Below are 2,208 nucleotides of genomic sequence, written 5' to 3' on the forward strand. Positions count from 1 at the left end.
TCTTTATCCCCTGCGTCATTGGTGTTGCTCAGTTGGGCGTCCTTTACCCCCAAAGAAGGCTCTACCTACCTTTGGACCCATCGGGCGCTGGGAAATTTCTGGGGCTTCTTTGCTAGCTTGATTTTCTGGATGCCGGGCCTGCTGGCAATGGTCGCCTGCCTGAGCATTGGCATCACCTTTATCCAGGGTCTGAATCCCTCCTGGCTGTCTCAGCCCTGGCAGCAGGGCCTGCTCTGTATTGGGCTGCTGATTATCTCTGCTGTCTTAGGGCTTAGGCCCATGAGCACGGTGCGCCTGGTCGTGAATGTGATTACCTTGTTGACCTATGCAGTAATCGTCCTGCTCGGCGGAGCCGCGCTGATCTGGTTGGTCACTGGGCACCAGGCGGCAACTTCTTTTTACGATCTGCATTCTTGGAGTATTACTCCTTCAAATTTCCCGCTCTACGGAAGCGTGGTGCTGGCCTATCTCGGCGCTGACGTCTCGATGATCTTCGGCTCAGAAATGGCCAGTGAACGAATCGCTGCCCGTCATGTCTCCTGGGGTGGCTTCTTTGTCATCTTGAGCTATCTGGTGATTACGTTCGCGCTCCTGGTCGTTCTTGGTCCCGATGCTGCCAGCCAGGGGCCTATCGCTGTGATTAGTGTGGTCGATCGGGTATTTGGGAAGTTTGTGGGCAATCTGGCTGCGGTTTGTGTCATCGCCTATTTCCCGGTCTTCGCTATGCTGCTGAATGTCGCTTTCGCGCGCCTGCTGATGGTGGCTAGCATCGACCGTTTTTTACCGGTGGGCCTGAGTCGTTTGAACCGTAACCGCCAGCCCTCCAATGCTATTATCTTCCAGACGGTGGTAGCCTGCCTGTGTACCGCCTTAATCTTTTTCTTACCTTATCTGCTGCCTCTGGGGCAGCCTACTGATCTGGCCCAGGTGGTCTTTAATGTGACGCTCTCGGTGCTTATCCTGGTCTGGGCTTTCTCTTCGATCTTTATCTTCGTCGATCTGGCGGTCTTCTATTTCCGCCAGCGTGAGCGCTTTCTACGTCTGCTGGTGGTGCCGCTTCCGGTGCTGTGGCTCTGCATTATCATTGCACCTCTTGCTTGTCTGATAGCAATGGTTGTAACATTATTGTACTCGTCGATCCCCCAGCAGATCAGCAATAGTCAATGGTGGTACATTGTGGGCGGCTTGACCGTGATCTGTCTGGTGGCCTGCGGTATCGCCAGTATGTTCGCCATCAGCCAGGCCGCCTGGCAGGATCAGAGTTTCGAAGCCTAAGCAAGCTTACTCTTTTCTGCTCCAGGGTGCCGGAGCGACTATCTTCTTAGCTTGTTGATAGGAAAGCGCGGGAGCAGGGTCCAATATCTCAGTTGGTCAGGCTGGCATGTCCTCGCTGTCTTTCTCGCTTTGGGTGATTCTATGCTGTTGCTCTGTCCCGCTGGGGCCACAGTCGCTCGTGTGTGGTGAGCTGCCTACTGCACACGCTTCGCTGCTTATCCCGCAGCTATTTTGTTTGCTGTAAAGGAGTGGATCGTCATGACGCTTAAGTCTAGCGCACCAACCGAGGAGCAGAGCAATCTGCGATCCGGGACGATCGGGCTGCCCGGCGTGCTCTTCCAGTCGATTACGACGATGGCACCGGCTTCTGCGGTTGCTTTTAGTTTGAGCGCCGCTGTGCCCTATGCCGGGGCGGCTCTTCCGTTGGCGGTGGCAATTACGCTAGTGGTCAGTGTGCTGATTGCTTTGAATATTGGGGAGCTGGCCCGCCATCTGCCTTCCGCTGGCGGCTTCTTTACTTATATCAGCCGCTCCCTCGGCTCTGTGCCTGGCTGGGTGACTGGCTGGGTCTTTGATCTGGCCTATTTGCTGATCGTGCCGCTGCAGTTGCTAGTTCTTGTGCAGGTGGCCAATTCGATCCTGCCACTGGGTAGTGCTAGCTGGTCTTGGATCATTTGGGCTGTGATCTTCACTCTGGTGATTTTCCTCCTGACTTATTTCGGCATTAAGGTCTCTGCCGATGTGGGTGTGGTGCTGGGTTGTATCGAGATCGGGGTTTTCTTGTTGCTGGCACTATGGCTAATCGTTGATGCCGGGGGCCGCAATACGCTGGCGATCTTCAATCCGGCTTCTAGCACGCTATCGGGCTTCGGCGGCTGGCAGGGCGTGTTGCTGGGTATGATTTTTACGGTGCTGGGTTTTGCCGGCTATGAG

2 protein-coding genes are annotated in these 2,208 nt (G+C 55.2%); both read left to right on the forward strand.

Going from position 1 to position 2,208, the window contains the following annotated elements:
• A partial coding sequence (locus IRZ24_RS19565) for an amino acid permease (RefSeq protein ID WP_297168240.1) occupies positions 1 to 1,275 on the forward strand: 1,275 nt, incomplete at its 5' end.
• Between the two features lie 258 nt (positions 1,276 to 1,533).
• The coding region (locus IRZ24_RS19570) for an amino acid permease (protein WP_297168242.1) at positions 1,534 to 2,208 on the forward strand (675 nt) is incomplete at its 3' end.

It is taken from the genome of Thermogemmatispora sp. (assembly GCF_019683755.1).
Taxonomy (GTDB): domain Bacteria; phylum Chloroflexota; class Ktedonobacteria; order Ktedonobacterales; family Ktedonobacteraceae; genus Thermogemmatispora.